The organism is Nonomuraea roseoviolacea subsp. carminata, assembly GCF_024172185.1.
Taxonomy (GTDB): Bacteria; Actinomycetota; Actinomycetes; order Streptosporangiales; family Streptosporangiaceae; genus Nonomuraea; species Nonomuraea roseoviolacea.
In genome coordinates this window covers 1966588-1980219 of the sequence record NZ_JAMZEC010000001.1, presented here as the reverse complement: position 1 = coordinate 1980219, position 13632 = coordinate 1966588, and the positions used below count along the sequence as shown (strand labels likewise).

The window sequence follows — 13632 nt, the reverse complement described above, 5'->3', positions numbered from 1 at the left end:
GGAGTAGCGTCCGGGCTGGGGGAAGAAGCACAGGCCGTGCGGTCCCCGGCCCACTCGATCGGAGAGAACGCGGGTTTCAGTACGAGCGCGACGATCAGTCCCTCTGCCACCGTCGCCACGACCAGGGCGATGACGGCGTAGATCAGGTAGCTGGGGATGCGCAGGAGCACTGACGGGAACGTGCCGATGAACTCCCAGCCCTCTCCGGCCTTCGTCAGCAGCCACGACCAGGGCGTTGGCGTCGAACAGCAGCCACGCGACGATCGCCGTCAAGCTGGGGAGCGCCCAGTGGATCACGAGGAGCGTCCTCATGAGGGTGTGGCTCATCTGCTCACTGTGCGCCCGGGTACGGCGCGGCACCACCGCTTCCGTCTCATGGGGCGAGGGCCTTGAGAGTTCCGGCGATCGGCTCGTCGCGAGCAAGCCAGTGCCGCATCAGAGAACCTTGACGACGTGGGCCGGCGCCTGCCGCGGATTGTCCGCAGAGGCACCGGGTCGGTGGTGACCTGGCGGCCGGCCCAGGTGGTGCTGCTGTCCGCGCAGGGCATGCCGGGTGGCTTGACCGCCGGCCCGACCCTGGGCGGCAGTGGGCCGAGCGCGGTGGGCGGCACAAGGACCCCGGCCGGGAACCGAGGCCCCGCCGACAGGCGACCTGCACCCGCCCGCACGGGGTCAGACACCTGTTCGTCGCCTACGACCTGGGCGAAGACAAGCTCTACGGCCACATCGAGCCGAGGAAGCACCGGACCGAGTTCCCAGGACTCTGCCGCTATCCGCGCGGTCTCTACTCGCCCGAGATCCCCACCTCGTTCGCCACTCGTCAGGGCAGGCGGGCGTGTTCGGCTCGGGTGGCAGCGATCCGCTCGCGCGCGAGCGTACGGGCACGTTCGGTGTCGTCGCCGGTGAGTCGGGCGAGGATCGTTGCGAGCGGCCTGATCTGGCCCCAGCCGCCCCAGTGACCCTCGGGGATCTCGGTGGGGAATACCCAGATCCGGCTGGCGTCACGCGGCCAGGCACCGTTCTCCGCGTCGAGGATCGCCTCGGTGACCTCGGCGATGACGCTCGCACGCTTCTGCTCGTCGAGCTGGCCCTCGGGGACGGACGGGACGACCTTGTAGCGAGGTGCGTCCGCGGGTTCTCCGCCGACGTAGACGCCGGCCGGTCGGTGCAGCCAGAGCCAGGAGACGGAACGGCTCACCGGGTCGGCGGGGTCGAATCCCTCGTTGCGGACGAGGATCTCGGTGATGCGCTTCAGCAGGGCCGCCTCGGCGTCCGGCTGGAGCGCGCCGTCGGGGATGTACACGTCGAGCATGGGCATGTCGATCTCCTTGGTGAGTTTATTTCTTCAACTCAGGCCGGAGTCTACGAGGGCTAAGTACAGCTTGTAAACTCAGGTGGGTACACTCGTCCCATGGAGACGCGGCGAATCGACCCAGTGAACTGCTCGGTGGCGCGCGCTCTCTCGGTGGTGGGGGAGCGCTGGTCGCTGCTGATCGTTCGTGAAGCGCTGGACGGCGCGCGCCGGTTCGGAGAGTTCCACTCCCGCCTCGGGATCGCCAGGAATCTCCTGGCAACTCGGCTCGAGACCCTGGTGACCGCGGGAGTGATGCGCCGCGTGCCCTACCAGGAGCCTGGGGATCGGCAGCGCTTCGCCTACGAGCTCACCGAGCAGGGCCGGGCGTTGCGGCCCACGCTCGTGGCGCTCCTGGAATGGGGCGACACGTACCTCGCCGACCCGCAGGGCCCCTCGGTCATCGTCCGGCACCGGCCCGTCGACGATGCGAGCTCCTGCGACGAGCCGGTCAAGGTCGTCCTCGAGTGCGCTGCGGGGCACAGCCACCTCGCCCCGGACGACGTCTGCCGCACGCCCGGGCCGGGCGCGCGCTTCGTGGAAAGCTCCTGAGATCCCCAGGATCGTACTGAGCAGCTCATATCGCGAGAAGCATGATCCGAGCAGTGGGGCCGACGCCTGGGCCAAGGCGGCAAACGTTGGATGCTGTGGTGACTGGATCGGCGCTGCCGCGAAGACCGCGGCCTCCGCGTCGGCCCACTCACCGGGCGATGCCGGCCGTTCATGCGGGCGACGCGCGTCCACGCCGACGTCCCAGGTGGTGCGCTCAAGCCGCGGATGACAGGAGGGTCTACGCGGCGCCGGTCTGAGCGCGGACCATTCGCGCGTACCACCCGTGCCGGTCGCCGAGCAGGTCGAGGCGATCTCCGTGTTCCGCTACCCGGCCCTCGTCCAGGGCCACGACCGTGTCGAAGGAGTCGAGCGCCCCGAACCTGTGGGTGATCATCACCGTCGTCCGTCCCGCGCGCTCGGCCAGGATCGCCTCGACGACCTCCAGCTCGGTCATCGGGTCGAGCGCGGAGGTGGCCTCGTCGAGTACCAGCACCGACGCGTCGGCCAGGAGCGCGCGGGCCAGGGCGACGCGCTGGCGTTCGCCGCCGGACAGCAGCGCCCCTCGCTCTCCCACCAGGGAGTCGTAGCCGTCCGGGAGTGCCATGATCCGCTCGTGGACGCGGGTGAGCCGGCAGGCGCGCATGAGATCGTCCGCGGTGGCGTCGGGGGCGGCGTATCGGAGGTTGTCGGCGATCGACCCCTGGAAGAGGAAGGGCTCCTGGGTGGCGATGCAGACCCGCCCGGGCGACGGACGGCCGATCTTCGCGCCGTCGATGCGGACCGACCCCTCGGTGGGCGCGTGCAGGCCGGCGAGCAGGTGGCCGAGTGTCGTCTTGCCCGAGCCGCTCGGGCCGACGACCAGCGTGGTGGATCCGGCCGGGAGGGTGAGGTTCACGCCGTCCAACGCCGGACGGTCCCGCTCCCCTGCGGCGTACCGGAAAGTGGCCTCATGGACGGTGAGCGCGCCGGGCCCGAGGGTGGAGTCCGGCCGTGCATCAGACCCGGGCTCGGGCTGCATGTCGAGGTAGTCGAAGACCCGCTCGAAGGCTCCCTGGGCGGAGCGGAACTCGGTGGAGACGTGCAGGAGCTGCCACAGGGGCTGGTACAGCCTGGCCTGCAGCACGGTGAAGGCGACCAGCGTGCCCGGGGTGATCCCGTCGGACAGTCCCGCCGCCACGAACACCAGGTACGGGGTCAGCACGAAGAAGACGTGTCCCGCGCTCAGCACCCCTTGGGCCACCAGGCCGGAGCGTACCCCGAGCCGGCTCAGCCGCAGGCTTTCCGCGGTGAACCTGCCGGCCTCGTCCGCGCTTCTGCCGTGGACCCTGGCCAGGACGACGGCGCCCAGGCACAGCCGCTCCGCCACGATGGCCGACAGCTGCGCGCGAGAGCGCTGGCTGACCTCCGACAGGTTCTTGAGCGCTCGCCCGGAGCGGGAGGCCACCCAGACGACGATCGGCGAGAGAAGCAGCGCGGCGCCCGCGAGCGGGGGTGAAAGTGCCACCATCGCGCCGGCGGCGGCCACGAATCCGATGACGCCGGACAGCGTGCTGGGCAGGGTGTCCTTGACGGCATGCTCGATCTGAGCGGTGTCGTTGGCCAGCCGCGACTGGATCTCGCCGCCTCGTGTCGCGGCGAAGAAGGCCAGCGACATGTGCTGGAGCCGACCGAACAGCTCCACGCGCAGCGCGTGCACCACGTGCTGCGCGACGCGGGCCGACACCCACGTCTGGCCGAGGTCCACCACGCCCACCGCGCACGCGGTGGCCGCCGCCAGACCGGCGATCAGCGCCAGCAGCGGAAGGTCGGGGCCGCCCGCGCCGAACAGCGCCCGGTCGAAGACCAGCTGGGTCAGCAACGGGACGGCGGCGTTCAGCGCGGAGTAGGCCACGACGAGCAGGACGACGAAGCAGATGGCGAGCCGGTGCGGCATGAACAGCCGCACGACCCTGCGCCAGGTCCCGGGGGCGGGAGGCTGCTCCGCAGCGGAGGGGGGACGATCGTGCACGGGCCGGGCCTGTCCTTGTCGGGTGATCGAACGCCTGGTGGTCGAACGTTCAGTGATCGAACAGAGCAGAGCCCCGCCCGCCCGTGTCCGGGCGGGCGGGTGCGGCTGTCAGTTGTCGGTGCAGCCGAAGTGCTTGATGCAGTTGGTCAGCCGGAGCGCCTCGTTGGCGCCGGGCTCGAGCTCCTGGAGCGCCTGCAGGTCCTCAACGTCGAAGGACATGGTCGTTCACCTCCTTGTGAATGCCGGGGCCGCCCGTGGTGCGGCCGTCTGTCATCGCCGTCCCGCTGCGGGAGCGGCGAGCCTGGGGGCCTCCTCCGGCATCCACAACCGGGTGGACCGGTCGCGCAGGCGGAGGAGGAAGGCGACGATCCCCGCCGTGCCGGCGAGAAAGGTCGGCGGGAAGTCTCCCTGGGGTCCGGGAACGAGCAGGCGGCCACGACGATCGGCCGCGCGGATCTCCAGGCATGCGGCCAGATCTCGCGCCCACCGCTGGTAGCGGTCGTCACCGGTGAGATCGGCCATGTCGAGCAGGAATTCACCGTCGCCGGGCAGTCCGTGGCACGGCACCGGTCCTGACTGCCACCGGGTACGGTGCACGGCCCTCGCGGCCTTGCGCGCCAGGTCCAGCGCGGGCGGGTCGCCGGTGGCGCGCCAGTACCTCACGAGGAAGGAGCCGATCCCGGACGAGCCGCTGCACCAGTACGGCCGGCGCGGGCGCACCGTCGACAGGTCGCCGCGCTGCGTCGGCCACCAGGCGGTGTCGCCGTCCACCTCGGCGTGTTCGTAGAGGGCGCGGGCGATCTCGTGGACGGTCTCCGTCCACTCCGGCCGGTGGAGGGCGCGGCCCGCGTGGAGCAGCGCGGTCCCGATGCCGGCGATGCCGTGCGCGAAACCGAAGTGGTTGGTCCCGGCCAGGCCCGAGTCGAACGTCTGCGGCGTCGGCCACTGCGGGTGGCCGTCGCTGTACGACCGCGCCTGATGCAGGTTCTGGAAGCTCTCGGCGGCCCGGTCCCGCAGCGCGAGATCTCCCGAGGCCAGTGCGATGTGCAGGAGCGCCATGCCGCATCCGGCCAGTCCGTGCGTCACGTCGGAGCCGGGGTGGTCGGTCGGCAGCCGCCGCGCTGCCCGCACCGCGAACCGTGCCAGCTCGGGGTCGCCCATGGCCGTCGCCGCGTCGTACAGCGCCCACACCGCGCCGGAGCGCCCGAAGTGAAGGCCGGGCGGCCAGACGTCCTCGACCTCCAGCCGCCGCCTCAACCAGTGGGCGAGCTCGGCGACCGCCGGCGCGTGCGGTTCGGCCCGCGTCAGGACGCCGAGGATTCCCGCCGCGCCGCCGTTGACCGAGCACGGGTCGGCTTCGGTGCCGTCGGCGGTGTTGGGCCACGGCGACGGGGCGTCCTCGCTCGTGTCCATCGTCTCCACCAGGTACGCGATCCCGTCGTCGATCAGGCGGCCGATCCGCCGCGATGACCGGGTCCGGTCGTGGGGGGCGGCCCTCTCCGGGGCAGCCGGCTCCGGGGCGGCCGGCTCCGGGGCGAGCTCGGTCTCGGTGAGGAAGCGACGGCAGCGGTCCAGCGACCAGCGGCGCTCCGGCTCCGTCGCGAGCAGGCCTTCCACAAGCGGTCGCAGCAGGGCGAGCGTGGGGTTGGCCGTGGCGGCCGCTGCCACCCGGGCCGCCTGGCCGGGGCCCGGCGGGTCCAGGTGGGCGCCGACCGCCAGGAAGTACACCATCGCGCCGAGGCTGTAGAGGTCGGCGCCCGCGTGCGGGGCGGGCCGGAACTCCCCGGTGTGGCCGGCCAGCTCCGGGGCCAGGTAGCCCGCAGTCCCGCCCACCATGACGGTGGTGCCGGGCACGGCCGCGTGTTCCAGGTCGATGAGCCGTAGTTCGCCGCCGGGCGAGAGCATCACGTTGTTCGGCGACAGGTCGCCGAACACGTAGCCTCGGCCGTGCAAGGTCTTCAGCACCGCGGTCAGGCGGCTGAGGACGGGCAGGACCTGCGCCGCCGAGCTGCCGAACCCGTCCTCGCCCAGCGGTCCGGCGTTCTCGTCCGACCAGCGCTGCAGCGTGATCCCCGGCACGAACTCCTCGACGAGGAAGGTGTGGCCGCCCTGCTCGAAGAAGTCCACCACGGCCGGCGTGATCCCGGCCGTGGCGAGGTCCTCCAGGCAGGAACGTTCGGCCGCGATCCGATCCCGCGCGTCGCGGCCGCTCAGATCGGCGCACGCGTGCGGGCGCCCTTCCTTGACGACGACGTCGTGGCCGGTGGTGGTGTCCTCGGCGAGGTAGACGCCGCCGCGGTTCGCATGCCGTACGGCTTCGCGGACGACGAACCGGTCGTTGAGCATCACCGCGGCCGCCCGTGGGCGCCGGCTCGCCGCCGGGACCTCGAACGGGCAGCTCGCGAACGGTGGCGGGGAGAAGCTCGGCCGCCGTTCGTCGGGAACGAGCCGGCCCTCCGGCGAACGCAGCCGGACCTCGTAGAACCCGTCGTTGCCGAGCACGCGGTGCCCTCTGAAGGCGCCGTAGCGGTAGTGGACGATCCCGCCTTTCCGGTACGGCCGGTCGGAAAGAATCACCGGGCCGGGAAGCCCCCGCGTGGCGTCGTCGAGGAGAGCGGCCAGGCGCACCGACTCGGCGTCGTCGAGGGGATAGACGGTGATGAACTTCCCGGCCTGTGCACGGCTGCAGTGCGGTTCGAGGAATTTCCAGTAGTCGCCCAGCCGGGTGGGGAACTTGAAGGCGCAATGCGCCTCGATGAGTACTCGGGAGACGCGGGCGAGCGCCAGCGGGGCGGAGAGCATCGTCGCGGAGACGTGCAGCTTCCATCCCTGGTCGGGCATCGGGTAGGCGTCCGGGGTGACCTTGCACCAGAGGTCGTCCTCGGCGATCGACCAGTCCTGCGCGCCCGCGCGGCCGAGCTCGCCGGCCACGATGTCGCGCAGAATGGCCGGGTCTGCCGAACGCATACTCACGTGAACCCGCTTCCACTCGTCGCCGCTTTCCTGCAGAACCGAGAGTCGCGAAGCGCCCTTGCAGATGAATGGGAAACCAATTGAATACGAGGTGAAAGCTGGGTTCGCGGCCGGAGGAGGGTGCCGTCCCCTTTATCGGTCGCCTTTATCTGCTTTTTGTTTCGTCCGTTGAATGGTCCATGAAGCGGGTTCGCGCTCGCGGCCGAGTACGACTGGGTCGCCGGACTGGCGGGGTGGCTGGTGGCGTTCTCGGTCGTGCCGGAGCTCATGACGTTCGCCGCCACGCGTGACCCGCTGCGGCGGCCGTGCGCAGCGTCAGCGCGCCACGCCGATCTCCATCGATGGTGCCCTGAGCCACGGTCGTCAGCTTCATGATCGCGGTTCCTTCGCCTCGGTGCCGCCCCTTCTGGACGCCACGATCCGACACCGCCTCCCGAGATTCTCTGAAGAACCTGGTGGGCGTCGAACGGCGACCTGCGGGACTTCGTCGCTCCCGGGTGTCCCTCCACACACCTTGGAAAGGCGCCTGGGTATACGCCTGGTGGCCGTGGCCCAGGTGACGCCGGGCCTCCTAGAATCGGCGTACTGATCCAGCAGGAGGCCGAGGGTGGAGCCGACCGGTCCGTTGGCGGAGGCCGACTGGCAAGCGCATCGCCCCGCCGTGTTCGGGGCGGCCTACCGGATCCTCGGCAGTGTGGCCGAGGCCGAGGATGTGACGCAGGAGGTCTGGTTGCGCGCCTCCGCCGCCGGCTTGTCCGAGGTGCGTGATCTGCGGGCCTGGCTGGTGACCCTGGCCGCCCGGACGTCGTACAACGTGCTCGGCTCCGCGCGTGTCCGGCGGGAGTCCTACGTCGGGCCCTGGCTGCCCGAACCCCTGCTGACCGGGCCCGACGCAGCCGATCAGGTGCTCATGGACGAGTCGGTGAGCACCGCGATGCTGGTGGTCATGGAGACGCTCACCCCGGCCGAGCGCGTCGCGCTGGTGCTGCACGACGTCTTCGGCTTCCCGTTCGGCCGGATCGCCGAGGTGCTCGGCGGCACGCCCGCCGCGAGCCGCAAGCTCGCCTCCCGCGCGCGGGCGCGGGTCGCCGCGGTCAAGGAGCGTCCCCGGGCGTCCAAGGCAGAGACCGAACGCGTACTCAAGGCGTTCAAGGCGGCCGCCGACGCGGGAGACCTGGCGGAGCTCGTCGAGCTGCTGCACCCCGAGGCCGTCTATGTCGCCGACGGTGGCGGCAAGGTGACCGCCGCGCGCAGGCCGGTCCAGGGCGCCGAGCCGATCGCCCTGCTGGCGGTCAGGCAGATCGAGATCAGGCGTCCCGACGCGTTCCAGATCATCGAGGTGAACGGGCAGCCGGCCCTGGCGACCTACCGCGGTGGCGAACTGGTCTGGCTCGACACCGTGGAGGTCGCCGACGGGCGGATCACGACGTTGCGGAGACTGGCCAATCCCGAGAAGTTCGCCCACATCGGTCACATCTGAACCCGCTGTCTTGTCTCCCTGCCGTCCCCGGATCCCCAGGGGTGAGGCTGAGAGAGGACGGGACGATGGCACACGTCGTGATCATCGGAGGCGGTTTCGCGGGCGTGTGGAGCGCGGCGGGCGCGGCGCTGGCACGCGAGCGGGCAGGCGGAGACGCGAACCTGCGCATCACGCTCATCGCGCCGGACGAGCACCTGGTGCTCCGGCCGCGCCTGTACGAGCCCGAGCCGGACCTGGCCAAGGTCGAGCTGCGCAGGATCCTCGGGCCGATCGGCGCCGGCCACCTGCGTGCCTCGGTGAGCACGATCGACACCGACCGCCGCGTGGTGGTGGCCGGTGGTGAGGAGATCGGCTACGACCGCCTGGTGCTGGCGTCCGGCAGCAGGCTGGTTCGGCCCCACGACCTGCCCGGCGCCGAACGGCTCTTCGACATCGACACTCTCGACGGGGCTCGACGGCTCACCGACCATCTGCGCGAGCGGGAGGACTGCACGGCCGTGGTCGTCGGTGCGGGATTCACCGGTCTGGAGGCCGCGACCGCGCTGGCCGCCCGGGGCCGGGTGCTGCTGGTGGACCGGTCGCAGGTGGTCGCGGACCAGCTCGGCCCGGGTCCGCGTGCGGAGATCGAGGCCGCACTGGACGAGCTGGGCGTCGAACGCCGTCTCGGGACGACGGTGACCGAGGTCGGCGACGGGTACGCCGTCCTTTCCGACGGCACCAAGGCCGAAGCGGACGCGGTGGTCTGGTCGGTGGGGATGCGGGCCAGCGAGCTTACCCGGCAGATCTGCGACGAGCTCGATCACCTCGGCCGGATACCGGTGGATCGGCGGCTGCGCGCCCTTCCCGAGGTGTTCGTCGCCGGGGACACCGCCGCTGCGGCGTTCGACGCCGAGCACACCGTCATGCAGGCGTGCCAGCACGCCACCCCGCTCGGCAAGGTCGCCGGGTACAACGCGGCGGCCGACCTGCTCCACGTGCCGCTGCGCGACTTCACCCCCGGCCCGTACGTCACCTGCCTGGACCTGGGCGGCGCCGGCGGGATCTTCACGCGGGGCTGGGATCGAAGGGTGATGGCCTCGGGCGCCGACGGCAAGGAGATCAAGACGCGGATCAACCAGGCGATCCACCCGCCGGTCGACGACGCGGAGAAGATTCTCGCCGCCGCCGACCGCGTCCACATCGAGCTGCCCTTCTTCCCCCGCGACGAGGAGACTCCCGCCCCTTGAACCCCGCCCTCCTCCAGAACGCGGCGGACTGCCGGCCGCCGCGTTCCCCGCACTCCCGCCACCGCGTCGGGTCACCGTTGTCTCCCGGGTGCGAAGGGTTTCCAGCGGGTGGGGTGGTTCAGTGACGCGGGCGTGCGGACCGGGCTTCGACGTGCGGGGTCTGCTGGGTGAGGACTGCAGTGGACCTGTCCGGCGCCGTGGCGGAGCAGGCCCGCGGTCGAGGCGCGCCGAGAGGCCGTTACCGGTAGACGCGGGGATCGGTGCCGAGGCCGCGCGCCAGCCGTACGGTGATGAACTCGTTGTCGTCCGGGCGACCAGGGGTGCGGCCGGAGGAGAACGGGAAGTTGTTGTCGTCCAGGATGCCGAGCGTGCGGTCGTCGAGGACGATCACGTCCTCGATCGTCTGGAACGGGAACCTGAACGTGCCGCCCGTGCCGCCCGTGCCGCCGAGGCCGCGCGGATCGGCCAGGTCGAGCAGGTCGGCGACGAGGGTCTTGTCCAGCGTGCCGTCGCCGTCCCTGTCCCGCGTGTCCACCAGGTAGACGCGCTTGACCTTCGCGGCGTCCCCCTGCAGGTTGTCACGCTCGATGACGAGGAACCTGTGCCGGTCCACCGCCGTCATGTCACCGATGGAGTGCGACGGGTCGTCCAGCCGGTAGGTCCAGCGCCGGTCGGTGTAGGCGCGCCTGCGCAGGTCGAACTCGTACATGCGCAGGTCGCCCGGCCGGTCGCCGGTCACCGTCCCCTCCAGCAACGGGTACAGGCGGCGGCCGTCCACCGACCGCGCCATGCCCTCGAAGCCCTTGCTGCGGCCGAGGTTCGCTTCCGCGCCGTTCAGGTACGGGTTCTCCGGCGCCTTCACGCCGGGCAGCTCGATCGGCGCCTCCAGCAGCCGTCCCTCGCCGTCGAAGTGCAGCAGGAACGGGCCGAACTCGTCGCCGATCCAGTAGCCGCCGTCGGCGGCCCGCACGATCGACTCGACGTCGAAGTCCGCGCCGGTCAGCGTCCGGTTGGCCCTGGTGAGCGGGAACGGCACCAGCTTGCGCGGGTCGGAGAGGTGGAAGCCGCCGAGCACCTGGACGGACTTCGTGGTGAAGTCCGGCTTGATCCGGTGGACGCGGAGGAGGAAGTCGGCGCTGTTGGCCTGCGCGCCGTAGCCGTTGTCGGACAGGACGTCGTACGAGCCGTCGGGACGACGGGCGATGCCGCTGAACCCCTGCACCGGCTGGCCGGGGAACGGCGGGGTGACCCCGTTGATCGGGTCGGTGCCCAGATGCGCGCCGGACGGCTCGCTGCCGGGCACGAACGTCTGGGCCGGCAGCGCGGCGAAGCCCGTCAGCGTGGCCCTGCCGTTCGCCTCGCGCCCGGGATCGGCGGCGGCGGGCGCGGCGAGACCGGCGACCAGCGCGCCGGCGCACATCATGATGGCGATGCTCTTCATGCCCCGGCACGGTAGGGACGCTGAGTGACGGGACGGCGATCAGCCCGTTAGCCTGGCGCGAACTTCTGCCACCTCTCGTTGATGGCACTGCATTGATCATCCTGTTGCCGTGGCGTCACACACTCGGTTCCGATGTCGCCCCAGCGTGACGGTCGGCACCGGGGCTTCCTCGCCGCCGGCTCATGAGACCGCGGGTCGACCCGGTGTGATCCCGGGGCACGCGGTGACACCCCGCCACCTCTCGGGCTTCGGACGCCGGGGTCAGGATGGCTTGACGTTGCCGCTTGTCTGGCCATGTCAGCGCCTGATTCCGCACATCGCGTCTTTGCCGATCTCCTCGTTGCGCACTGCCGGCCGGAGGAGGCCAAACCCCTCCTGCGTGCGCACGCGGATGAGGCCAAAGACGTCCTCGCCCCCGAGCGGCCCGCCGTCCTGCTCGCAGAAGGGGCGAGAAGACGAGTTCTGCGCCTACGCCAGCACTGACACCGGCGACTGGCTTGCCTGTGTATGCCAGCCCCGGCTTGCTTAGGGGCCGAGGGAGGGAAGGAGTTGCGCGCCTGTGCCCACATCGGCGACTGGCCTGTCCGGGTACGCCTGCCCCAGCTCGCTTGCGGACCAAGGCCGCGCGGAGGAGTTGCGCGCACGCGTTGACGCCGGAGATGGGTCGGCAGCCCCGCGACTGGCCGAGGCTCTGGCGCAGACGGGGCGGCTGGAGGAGGCGGAGCTGGTTCGCCGGGTCGGACTGCCGCTGGACGGCGACCGGGTCGGCGCCGGTGGAGGGGAGCCCGTCACACATCAGAGAAACCCGGCGTCGCGGACCTTCATGGCGACCTGGACGCGGTTGTCGGCGCCGAGCTTGGCGAAGATGCGGGTGATGTTGGCCTTGACCGTCGCGACGCTCATGTAGAGGCACTGCGCGATCTCGGTGTTGGAACGGCCTCTGGCCACCTCGATGGCCACCTGGCGTTCTCGGTCGGTCAGCTTGGCCAGCTCGCGTCTGGCCTCCTCGCGGTGCGGCTGGTGACCGCCCGTCGCGGCGGCGATCACCTGGTGGGTGACGCTGGGCGACAGCACCGGCTCGCCGGCGGCCACGGCGCGGACCGCCTCCACCATCTTGGCCGGAGGGGTGTCCTTGAGCAGGAAGCCGGCGGCGCCGAGGCGGAGCGCACGCAGCACCATGTCGTCGGCGTCGAAGGCGGTCAACACGAGGATGCGCGGCGGCTCCGGCCAGGACAGCAGCGTCTCCGTCGTGACCAGGCCGTCCTGGCCCGGCATGCGGATGTCCATCAGCACGACGTCGGGCCGCAGCTCGCTGATCACGCTCTCCGCCTCGCGGCCGTCGCCCGCCTCGCCGACGAACCGCACATCGGGTTCGCCGCCCAGGATGAGGCGCAGGCCGGTGCGCACCATCGGGTCGTCGTCCACGATCACCACGCGAATCACGGGGTCAAGCCTCCCACGGCAACCGGACATCGAGGACGAAGCGTCTCTCCTGGTGGGCGTGCTCGATCGTGCCGCCCGCCATGCGGACCCGTTCGCCCAGGCCGACCAGGCCCAGCCTGCCGCCGGGACCGGCGGACGTCCCGAACGGCGTGGGGTTGGTCACGCGGATACGCAGCGCGCCGCCCGGCCGCCCGTTCAGCTCGACCGTCACGCTGCTGCCCGGCGCGTGCTTGCGCGCGTTGGTGAGCGCCTCCTGGACGACCCGGTACGCGTTGCGCCCGGTCTGCGTGGGCAGCAGGTCGCGCTGCTCGATGGTGTCGGCCACTTTGACCTTCTGCCCGGCCGCCCGTACCTCGTGGAACAGCTCCCGCAGGTCGGCCAGGGTCGGCTGCGGCGCCGCGGTGGCGCCGTCGGAGCGGAGGGTGCCGAGCACGGTGCGCAGCTCGTTGAGCGACAGGTGGGCGCTCTCCTGGATGGCCTGCGCGGTCTGCCGCATCTCGTCCGGGCCGAGGTCGGTGCGGTAGGCCAGGCCGCCGGCGAGCATCGCGAGCAGCGACATGCGATGGGCCAGGGCGTCGTGCATCTCCTGGGCGATCTGCGCGCGTTCGGCCAGCTTGGCCTGCTCGACGCGGTGGGCCTCCGCCCGCCTGTTGGCCAGGTCGGTGTCGCGCAGGGAACGGAGGTAGAGGCCGAAGACAGTCAGCCCGCCGAGGATCGTGGTGTTGGTGGTCAGACCGATCAGGAACTGCTGCGTCGTGCCGCCGATGACCGCGAAGAGACACATGCAGGTCCACAACAGCGCCGTGATCGGGACGATCTGCCGCCAGCGGCGGTGCGTGCACAGGGACACGTACGCCACCTGGGCGGGGCCGGTCGCCATGCTGGACACGGCGGTCAGCAGCGCGGTCACCGCGGCGATCTGCCACGGCCACCGGCGCCGCCACCGCATGAGGACGAGCCCCAGCAGGCTCGGCCCCACGTCGAGGAGGGCGCGCGGCAGCCGGTCCGGATTGTGGGCGACGATCCAGACCCAGATCACGCCGTAGAAGAGCATCGGCGCCAGAGCCGCGACATAGCGCAGCATGCTGCCCCACCGGTCGAGGGGCGGCTGGGGGGCGGGGGCGTCGTGCACGGACCCAAGCCTAGGAAGGGCGGAGG

Annotated in this window: 9 protein-coding genes; 3 read left to right on the top strand and 6 right to left on the bottom strand. The window is 71.4% G+C overall.

The window, feature by feature from the left end:
- Positions 1 to 820: 820 nt before the first annotated feature.
- Positions 821 to 1318 carry a tautomerase family protein gene (locus tag HD595_RS08955; protein WP_253767451.1) on the bottom strand — a complete coding sequence of 166 codons (498 nt, stop codon included), beginning with the start codon at positions 1316 to 1318 and terminating at the stop codon, positions 821 to 823.
- 93 nt (positions 1319 to 1411) lie between these two features.
- Here HD595_RS08955 and HD595_RS08950 point away from each other — a divergent pair, with 93 nt between their 5' ends.
- Complete coding sequence (locus HD595_RS08950; RefSeq protein WP_067228557.1) at positions 1412 to 1903, top strand: winged helix-turn-helix transcriptional regulator; 492 nt, start codon at positions 1412 to 1414, stop codon at positions 1901 to 1903.
- A 238-nt stretch (positions 1904 to 2141) separates the two neighbouring features.
- On the opposite strand, the gene HD595_RS08945 is transcribed toward HD595_RS08950, so the two are convergent.
- Both HD595_RS08945 and lanL read right to left on the bottom strand, forming a co-directional pair.
- Positions 2142 to 3911, bottom strand: coding sequence for an ABC transporter ATP-binding protein (locus HD595_RS08945; RefSeq protein WP_253767449.1), 1770 nt, complete (start codon positions 3909 to 3911; stop codon positions 2142 to 2144).
- A 270-nt stretch (positions 3912 to 4181) separates the two neighbouring features.
- Positions 4182 to 6878 carry a class IV lanthionine synthetase LanL gene (lanL, locus tag HD595_RS08940; RefSeq protein ID WP_253767447.1) on the bottom strand — a complete coding sequence of 899 codons (2697 nt, stop codon included), beginning with the start codon at positions 6876 to 6878 and terminating at the stop codon, positions 4182 to 4184.
- Positions 6879 to 7491: 613 nt separating this feature from the next.
- Here lanL and sigJ point away from each other — a divergent pair.
- Complete coding sequence (gene sigJ / locus HD595_RS08935; protein ID WP_253767445.1) at positions 7492 to 8364, top strand: RNA polymerase sigma factor SigJ; 873 nt, start codon at positions 7492 to 7494, stop codon at positions 8362 to 8364.
- A gap of 65 nt (positions 8365 to 8429) precedes the next feature.
- Positions 8430 to 9590, top strand: a complete 1161-nt coding sequence (locus tag HD595_RS08930; RefSeq protein WP_253767443.1) for an NAD(P)/FAD-dependent oxidoreductase — start codon at positions 8430 to 8432, stop codon at positions 9588 to 9590.
- A 238-nt stretch (positions 9591 to 9828) separates the two neighbouring features.
- On the opposite strand, the gene HD595_RS08925 is transcribed toward HD595_RS08930, so the two are convergent.
- The 3 genes from HD595_RS08925 to HD595_RS08915 form a co-directional block, all read right to left on the bottom strand.
- Positions 9829 to 11031: an esterase-like activity of phytase family protein gene (locus HD595_RS08925; RefSeq protein ID WP_253767440.1), complete on the bottom strand. Its 1203-nt coding sequence runs from the start codon at positions 11029 to 11031 to the stop codon at positions 9829 to 9831.
- Between the two features lie 795 nt (positions 11032 to 11826).
- Positions 11827 to 12474, bottom strand: a complete 648-nt coding sequence (locus HD595_RS08920; RefSeq protein WP_253767438.1) for a response regulator — start codon at positions 12472 to 12474, stop codon at positions 11827 to 11829.
- A gap of 4 nt (positions 12475 to 12478) precedes the next feature.
- Positions 12479 to 13606 carry a sensor histidine kinase gene (locus HD595_RS08915; protein WP_253767436.1) on the bottom strand — a complete coding sequence of 376 codons (1128 nt, stop codon included), beginning with the start codon at positions 13604 to 13606 and terminating at the stop codon, positions 12479 to 12481.
- Positions 13607 to 13632 lie beyond the last annotated feature (26 nt).

Excerpts from the sequence above, each read along its gene's own strand:
- HD595_RS08955 (WP_253767451.1), bottom strand. The coding sequence starts at position 1,318 with ATGCCCATGCTCGACGTGTACATCCCCGACGGCGCGCTCCAGCCGGAC.
- HD595_RS08950 (WP_067228557.1), top strand. The coding sequence starts at position 1,412 with ATGGAGACGCGGCGAATCGACCCAGTGAACTGCTCGGTGGCGCGCGCT.
- lanL (WP_253767447.1), bottom strand. The coding sequence starts at position 6,878 with ATGCGTTCGGCAGACCCGGCCATTCTGCGCGACATCGTGGCCGGCGAG.
- HD595_RS08930 (WP_253767443.1), top strand. The coding sequence starts at position 8,430 with ATGGCACACGTCGTGATCATCGGAGGCGGTTTCGCGGGCGTGTGGAGC.
- HD595_RS08925 (WP_253767440.1), bottom strand. The coding sequence starts at position 11,031 with ATGAAGAGCATCGCCATCATGATGTGCGCCGGCGCGCTGGTCGCCGGT.